This window comes from Actinacidiphila sp. bgisy145, from assembly GCF_057708125.1.
The window spans coordinates 48,234-56,154 of record NZ_JBYIRL010000051.1; the positions used below are offsets into that span (position 1 = coordinate 48,234).

Annotated in this window: 6 protein-coding genes; 2 read left to right on the forward strand and 4 right to left on the reverse strand. The window is 72.4% G+C overall.

Annotated elements, in window-relative coordinates; all coding sequences use genetic code 11:
* Nucleotides 1-9: 9 nt before the first annotated feature.
* From AC3ERT_RS32395 to AC3ERT_RS32410, 4 genes are read right to left on the reverse strand one after another with little or no spacing between them, the layout of a single operon-like run.
* Nucleotides 10-2,145, reverse strand: coding sequence for a dipeptide ABC transporter ATP-binding protein (locus tag AC3ERT_RS32395; protein ID WP_435178418.1), 2,136 nt, complete (start codon nucleotides 2,143-2,145; stop codon nucleotides 10-12).
* Nucleotides 2,146-2,195: 50 nt separating this feature from the next.
* Nucleotides 2,196-3,122: an ABC transporter permease gene (locus tag AC3ERT_RS32400; RefSeq protein WP_335982488.1), complete on the reverse strand. Its 927-nt coding sequence runs from the start codon at nucleotides 3,120-3,122 to the stop codon at nucleotides 2,196-2,198.
* Complete coding sequence (locus AC3ERT_RS32405) at nucleotides 3,109-4,062, reverse strand: ABC transporter permease (protein ID WP_435138010.1); 954 nt, start codon at nucleotides 4,060-4,062, stop codon at nucleotides 3,109-3,111. Before AC3ERT_RS32405 ends, AC3ERT_RS32400 begins: the two co-directional genes overlap by 14 nt.
* Before the next feature lie 10 nt (nucleotides 4,063-4,072).
* Nucleotides 4,073-5,926, reverse strand: a complete 1,854-nt coding sequence (locus tag AC3ERT_RS32410; protein ID WP_435178420.1) for an ABC transporter substrate-binding protein — start codon at nucleotides 5,924-5,926, stop codon at nucleotides 4,073-4,075.
* Nucleotides 5,927-6,460: 534 nt separating this feature from the next.
* On the opposite strand from AC3ERT_RS32410, the gene wrbA reads away from it, so the two are divergent.
* Nucleotides 6,461-7,063: an NAD(P)H:quinone oxidoreductase gene (gene wrbA / locus AC3ERT_RS32415; RefSeq protein ID WP_335982482.1), complete on the forward strand. Its 603-nt coding sequence runs from the start codon at nucleotides 6,461-6,463 to the stop codon at nucleotides 7,061-7,063.
* Between the two features lie 193 nt (nucleotides 7,064-7,256).
* Nucleotides 7,257-7,847 carry a lytic polysaccharide monooxygenase auxiliary activity family 9 protein gene (locus tag AC3ERT_RS32420; RefSeq protein ID WP_335982480.1) on the forward strand — a complete coding sequence of 197 codons (591 nt, stop codon included), beginning with the start codon at nucleotides 7,257-7,259 and terminating at the stop codon, nucleotides 7,845-7,847.
* Nucleotides 7,848-7,921 lie beyond the last annotated feature (74 nt).

Sequence of the window (7,921 nt, forward strand, 5' to 3'; positions counted from 1 at the left end):
GGCCGGAGCTCAGGCCGAGGCGGGCAGCGGCTCGGCGGGCACGGGCTCGCGCAGCGGATGGTGGCAGGTCGCGGTGTGGCCGGGGCCGAAGGAGCGCGGGGCGGGCTCCTGCTCGGCGCATCGGTCGGTGGCCAGCGGGCAGCGGGTGCGGAATCGGCAGCCGGACGGCGGCGCGGCGGGGTTCGGCAGCTCTCCGCTGACGCCGGTGCCGTGCTTGGCCCGCTCGGCCGCCGGGTCCGGCACCGGCACGGCGCTCAGCAGGCCCGCGGTGTAGGGGTGGGCGGCGCGCAGGTGGATGTCGTCGGCGCTGCCGACCTCGACCAGCCGGCCGAGGTACATCACCCCGATCCGGTCGGCGAGGTAGCGCACCACCGCGAGGTCGTGCGAGATCACCACGTACGACAGGCCGTGCGACGCCTGGAGCCGCTTCATCAGGTTGAGCACCTGCGCGCGGACGGACACGTCGAGCGCGGAGACCGGCTCGTCGGCGACGACCAGCCGGGGGCTGAGCGCCAGCGCCCGGGCCAGGCCGACGCGTTGGCGCTGGCCGCCGGAGAACTCGTGCGGGAACAGGTCGAGCCCGCGGGCGGGCAGCCCGACCTCGGCGAGGAGTTCCGCGACCCGCGCGCGCTGCTCGCGTGCGGTGCCGATGCCCTGGATGCGCAGCGGCTCGCGCAGGATGCTGCCGACCCGCATCCTCGGGTCGAGCGAGGAGAAGGGGTCCTGGAAGACCATCTGGAGGTCCTGCCGGCGGCGCCGCAGCTCCCGGCCGCGCAACGCCCCGAGGTCGGTGCCCTCCAGGGTGACGGTGCCGGCGTCGGGCCGGTCCAGGCCGACCAGCAGGCGGCCGAGCGTGGTCTTGCCGCAGCCGGACTCGCCGACCAGGCCGAAGGTCTCGCCGTGGCCGAGGGTGAAGGAGACATCGGAGACGGCGTGCACGACCCGCCGGCCGCGCCCGGGCAGGTGCGCCCCGCCCACCGCGAACTGACGTACCAGGCCGCGTGCTTCGAGCAGCGGCCGGGCGGGGGAGTCCGGGGCGTCCACGGCCTCGGGTGCGCTCTTCGGCCCGGCCGCAGCGCTCTTCGGTTCGGCGGCCTCGCGCTTCGGTTCGGCGGGCACGCTCTTCGGACGGGCCGCCGGGCGCGGTACGGCGGGCAGGTCGCCTTGCGGCCGCGGCCCGTCCACCGGGTGCCAGCAGGCGAAGCGGTGCTCGGGCGGCCCGGTGAGCGCGGGCTGATCGGTGCGGCAGCGGTCGGTGGCATGCGCGCAGCGGTCGGCGAACGCGCAGCCGGTCGACGGGCCGGTCAGGTCCGGCGGCAGGCCCGGGATGGTCGGCAGCTGCCGGGCCGGGTCCTGGTCCAGCCGCGGCACCGAGGCCAGCAGGCTCTGGGTGTAGGGGTGGCGCATGCCGTGGAAGAGCCGGTCCGTGCCGGTGCTCTCGGCGATCCGCCCGGCGTACATCACGTTGACCCGGTCGGCGTGCCCGGCGGTGACCCCCATGTCATGGGTGATGAGGATCATCGCCATGCCCAGCCGGGCCCGCAGGTCGGCGAGCAGGGTGAGGATCTGCGCCTGGATGGTGACGTCGAGCGCGGTGGTGGGCTCGTCGGCGATGAGCACGCGCGGCTCGTTGGCCAGCGCCATCGCGATCAGCACGCGCTGGCGCAGCCCGCCCGAAAGCTGGTGCGGGTAGTCGCCGAGCCGTTCGCGCGGGTGCGGCAGCCCGACCAGGCCGAGGACCTCCGCGGCGCGGTCGGCGGCCTCGGCGCGGGTGCCGCCGCGGTGCAGCAGGACCGGCTCGGCGACCTGGTGGCCGATGGTCTTGGTGGGGTCGAGCGAGGTCATCGGGTCCTGGAAGACCATCGCGATCTCGTTGCCGCGCACCGCGCGCAGCTCCCGGGCCGGCAGCCCGACCAGTTCGCGGCCCGAAAGCCGCACCGAGGAGCCGTCCTCGATGCGGCCGCCGGGCGGCAGCAGCCCCATCAGCGACAGCCCGGTCATGGACTTGCCGCTGCCGGACTCGCCGACCAGGCCCAGCGTCTCGCCTTCCGCGAGGTCGAAGGAGACGTCCTCCACCGCCCGTACGACACCGCGGCTGGTGCGGATGCGGGTGGTCAGGTTCCGGACCTGGAGCAGGGCGGCCATGGTGTTCCTCGATTCGTCGCCGGCGGCGGCGGGGGAGCGGTGCGGTGCGGTCAGGAGCGGTGCTGCCGGACGTCCAGCGCGTCGTGGACCGCGTCGCCGATCAGGTTGAAGGCGACCACGGTGATGATCAGGACCACCGCGGGCGGGTACACCAGCCACCAGTAGCCGTCGTAGAGGTAGTCGAGGCCGCCGGTGAGCATGGTGCCCCAGTCGGCGTGCGGCGGCGGCAGGCCGAGGCCGAGGAAGCTCAGCGTGGACAGGGTGAGGATCGAGTCGGCGACGGTGAAGGTGGCGCTGACGATGATCACCCCGGCCGCGTTCGGCACCAGGTGGCGCACGACGATCCGCCGCCCGGTGCCGCCCATCATCCGCGCCGCCTGCACGAACTCCCGGGTGCGCAGCGTCAGTACCTCGCCGCGCACCAGCCGCGCCGAGCCCAGCCAGGACAGCAGCGACAGCACCACGATGATCAGCCCCAGCGACGGGGTGAACATGCTGACCACGATGAGCAGCAGCACCAGCCCGGGCAGGGCGAGGAAGGTGTCGACCGCCCGCATCATCACCGCGTCCACGAACCCCCCGAAGTACCCGGCGAACGCGCCGTACAGGGTGCCGATGAAGGTGGTGGCCAGCGCGACCGCGAAGCCGAGTTCGAGCGAGGAGCGGCCGCCGGCCATGAGGCGTCCCAGGACGTCGTAGCCGGAGGCGTCGGTGCCGAGCGGGTGCCCGCCGCCGGGCGGCAGTTCGGCGAGGTCGAGGTGGACGGTGACCTGGTCGGTCCGGTAGAGCAGCGGCCCGAGGAAGCAGAAGGCGGCGACCACCGCCACCACGCCGAGCCCGATCAGGGCGCGCGGGTCGCGCAGGAAGGCGGCGGCCGACAGGCGGCCGGAGCCGCGCCGGACGGCGAGGGCGCCGGCTTCCGGCGCGGGCGCCGGGGCGGGCCCGATGCCAGCGGGCCCGGTGTCATGGGTGGTCATAGCGTATCCGCGGGTCGAGGAGGCTGTAGGCGATGTCGGCGAGCAGGCTGGCGACGACGGTGGCGACGCCGACCACGAGCGTCGAGGCGAGCAGCACCGGATAGTCCTTGCCGGTGGCCGCCTGGTAGAACATCAGCCCCATCCCCGGGTAGTTGAAGACCGACTCGGCGATCACCGCGCCGGTGACGATGGCCGGGGCCGCCAGCCCGAGCAGGGTGATGATCGGCAGCAGCGAGTTGCGCAGCACGTGCCGGCGCAGCACCAGCCCCTCGGGCAGCCCCTTCGCGCGGGCCACCAGGACGTAGTCCTGCGCGAGGGTGCTGATCGCCGAGGAGCGCATGTAGCGGCTGAAACCCGCCACCGTGACCAGGCAGAGCGTCACCACCGGCAGCACCAGCCCGCGCGGGTCGGAAAGGATGCCGCCGACCGACTCCGCCTGCGGCGCCTGGGAGGGCAGCAGGTGCAGCTGCACCGAGAAGAGCGCGACCAGCAGCAGCGCGAAGAAGAAGTCCGGCATCGAGTACAGCACGAACGACACCACCGTCAGCGCGTGGTCCACCGCCCGGTCGCGCCGCAGGGCCTGGTAGATGCCCATCGGCAGCGCGACCGCCAGCGCCAGCACCGTGGACAGCCCGAGCAGCACCGCGTCGCGCGGCAGCCGCTGCGCGATCAGCGTGGACACCGGCTGGTGCATCGAGTAGGACGTGCCGAAGTTGCCCTGCGCCGCCTGCTTGACGAAGGTCAGGAACTGCACGGCCAGCGGCTTGTCGAGGCCGTTGGCGGCGTTGAAGACCGCGATCCGCTCGGAGTTGGCCCGCATGCCGAGGCTGGCGCGGGCCGCGCTGCCCGGCTCGAGGTGGATCAGCGCGAAGGTCACCACCATCACGCCGATCACCACCACGACCGCCTGCCCGGTCCGGCGCAGCAGGTAGGCCGTCACCGTGTGCCCGTCATGAGGTGTAGGCCCAGTCCTCGTAGTCGATCGTCCCGGAGAACGGGTTGAGCGGCACGACACCTTGGAGCTTGCTCCGGTACACCAGCAGGCTGCTGCGCAACGGCACCCACAGCCAGGGGAGTTGGCGGGCGGCGTAGTCCTCGTAGGTGGAGAACGCCGCCTTCGACGAGCCGTACTCCGTGGCCTTGATCAGCTTGTCCATGGTGGGGTCGGAGTAGCCGCCGTAGTTGCCGGAGCCGCCGGTGTCGAAGAAGCCGGTGCCGTTGGGGTAGAGCGAGTAGGGCTCGTAGCCGAAGTCGGCCAGCTGCCAGCCGCACGTCGAGGACGGGTGGGAGGCGGCGGTGCAGGTGCCGATGGTGCCGATCAGCGTGTTGAACGGCTCGGCCTTGAGGTTAAGGGTGATGCCCGCCTGCGCCTCGGAGGACTTGACGGCGGCGTTCTGTTCGTCGGTGGTGGCGCGGCCGGAGGAGTAGAGCAGCTGGAAGGTGAGCGGCTGGCCGGCCTTGATGCCCGCGCCGCACTGGCCGGCGCCGGTGCCGGGGTTCTGGCAGGTGCTGGTGCCGCCGGGCACCACCTTCCAACCGTGCGCCTTGAGCAGGGCCTTGGCCTTGGTGGGCGAGTACGGGTACGGTCCGCCGGACTTCTCCAGCGGTGTCGCCCAGGTGCTGGTGGCCTTCACCGGGACCGGCCCGCTGCCCGGGTCGGCGTAGCCGTTGTAGACCTTCGAGACGATCTGCGGGCCGTTGATCAGGTACTGGAGCGCCTGGCGGACGTACAACTGCCGCAGCACCGTGCCGACTTTGGCGTTGTAGAGGTTGGGCAGGATGCCCGCGACACCGGGGATGGGCACGCTGGCGATCGAGTAGCCGCTGGAGCGCAGCGCCTGGGCCTGCTTGACGTCGTTGAGCGGCAGCCCGGCCACGTCGAGGGAGCCGCCGGAGCGCAGCGCGTTCAGCTCCGGGGTGTCGGTGGTGAAGGGCTGCATGACGAGCTTGTCGACCGAGGGCTTGGAGGTGCCGGAGTAGGCCGGGTTGGGTACGTAGCTGTAGTAGCCGTTGCTGCGGAACTCCTTGAGCTTCCAGGGACCGTCGACCACCTGCCACAGCGGGTTGGTGGCGAAGGTGCCGATCTTCGCCCCTTCCTTCTGGAGGTAGGAGTAGACGGCCTGGGCGCCCGCGGTGGTCGTGTCGTGGTCGCCGACCGCCCCGGTGGCGGAGGTCTTGTCCCACGCGTGCTGGGGCAGCAGCGGGATGGTGCTGAGCACGTCGTCGGTGTAGAAGTCCGGGTTGTAGGACCGGGTGAGGTCGAGCACCACCGTGTGGGCGTCGGGCGTGGTCACCTTGGAGACGTCGTCAGGGAAGAGCCCGGGCTGGTGGGCCTGCCAGTTCTTCGCGTCGGCCTTGAGCAGGTTGTACACGAACGTGAAGTCCCGGCTGGTGATCGGCTTGCCGTCCGACCACTTCCAGTCCTTGAGGCGGATCGTCACCCGCTTGTCGCCGTTCGAGTACTCCAGCGCGGAGAACAGGCTCTTGTCCTTGTTCACCTGCGACGCTGCCCCGTCGCCGGCGTACACCAGGTACGGCCACAGGGCCTCGGTGAGGTTGGCGTTGTACCCGTTGGAGTTGGTCGCCGGGGCCAGCGGGAAGATGAAGTCGGGCGTGGCCGCCACGGCGGCGACGGTGATGGTGCCGCCCTTCTTCACCGGGCGCTTGCTCGCGGTCGCGTGCTGCCCGTCGGAGATCGTGCCCCCGCCGCCCCCGCCCCCGCCGGTGCACGCCACCGCGGCCATCGCCAGCGCCACCGCGACCGCGGCACCTCTGGTACGTCGGATCACGCGCATGCGTGTCATCGCCCTCCCCACTTGTGCGGCAGCGCCCCAGGACCGGTGAACCCATGTCTCGTATGTCAGGTGCACGACAGTCGATGCGTCAGGGATCTACCCCGCCCCACGCCGACTGAAGCGCCGATCCGACCGGTGTCCGGAACCTCCGCGTACGCGGGAGGGCGCTTGTTGATCACGACCAGCATGGGGGCCGAATGTTGCGGGAGTGATGCGGCGGTGTGTCACTGCCTCCTGGGGTGCGGGGTGTTCGTGCGCTGGGCGGGTGCGGGAGCGGGCCGTGTTCCGGGTGCTGCGCCCGCGTCCCGTGCGGACCCGTGCCCCCGCCCCCCGTGCCCCCGTGTCCCCGTGCCCCGTGCCCCGTGCCCACGCGTCGCGTCCGTCCGGGTGAACCACGGGCGGCGCGGGCCGACGGTCGCGGCCGGGGGCGGGGCGGGCGCGGAGAGTTGGGGCGTGGGGCCGCGCGGGTGCGGCGATGCGCGCCGCCCGCCGGCCGTTTGACGCACCACCGAAGAGACTGTCGAGCGAGCGGGAGATGTGCGCGTGTCCGTCCGAGTTGCCGTCATCTACTACAGCGCCACCGGGAACGTCCACCAACTCGCCCAGGCCGTGGCCAAGGGCGCCGAGCGCCGGGACGCGGAGGTGCGCCTGCGCCGGGTCCCCGAACTCGCCCCCGACGCGGCCATCGACGCCAACCCGGCCTGGCGCGCCCACGTGGACGCCACCAAGGACACGGTGCCCGAGGCGACCCTCGAAGACCTGGAGTGGGCCACCGCCTACGCCTTCGGCACCCCGACCCGCTTCGGCAACGTCACCTCCCAGCTCAAGCAGTTCATCGACCTGACCGGCGCGCAGTGGCAGGCGGGCGTCTTCCACAACAAGCCCGCCACCAGCTTCACTTCGGCGATGAACCCGCACGGCGGCCTGGAGTCCACGCTGCTGTCCCTGAACAACGTCTTCTACCACTGGGGCTGCGTGATCGTGCCGCCCGGCTACACCGACCCGGTGCTCTTCCCGGCCGGCGGCAACCCGTACGGCACCAGCTGGGCCAGCGGCGGCGGGCAGGGGCCGGACAAGGCGACCCTGGACGCGGCCGAGTACCAGGGGCGCCACCTCGCGGACATCGCGACCCGGCTGGCAGGCTGACACCCCGTCAGATCGTGGCCGCCGGCCGCGGTGCGGCTGCCTCGCGGGGCGGGCGGCCGCGGTTTGTCGGGTCTTGGGCGGGAATCGATCGGCGAGTTGGCCGGTTTTTGATGTGGACATGCTCAGTTGACATGATTAGCGTGCGGCTTGGTCTAGACCTGACCTGGACCGCCCCCCACCTCAGGAGTCCTCCATGCGCAAGAAGATCGCCACCGCGGTCGTCGGCGTCGGCGTCGCGTCCGCCTTCGCGCTGAGCACCGGCAGCGCCAGCAGCCACGGCTACATCAGCACCCCGCCCAGCCGCGCCGCCCTGTGCGCCGCCGGCACCGTCACCAACTGCGGCGACATCCAGTACGAACCGCAGAGCGTCGAGGGCCCCAAGGGCTTCCCCGCCGCCGGCCCCGCCGACGGCAGCATCTGCAGCGGCGGCAACTCCCGCTTCGCCCAGCTCGACGACCCGCGCGGCGGCGGCTGGCCCGCCACCCAGGTCACCGGCGGCCAGAGCTACACCTTCACCTGGAAGCTCACCGCCCAGCACTCCACGACCGACTTCTCGTACTACCTGACCAACAGCAGCTACGACCCCACGAAGCCGCTGACCCGGTCCGAGATCGACACCACCCCGTTCCTGACCGTGCCCTACAACGGCGCCCAGCCGCCCGCCACCGTCGTGCACCAGGGCACGATCCCGACCGGGCACACCGGCAAGCAGCTCATCGTCGGCGTGTGGACCATCGCCGACACCGGCAACGCCTTCTACTCCTGCGCCGACGTGCAGTTCTGACCCTCCGCGGGCTGCCACCCGGCCCGGGGGGGGGGGGGGGGGGGGGGGGGGGGGGGGGGGGGGGGGGGGGGGGG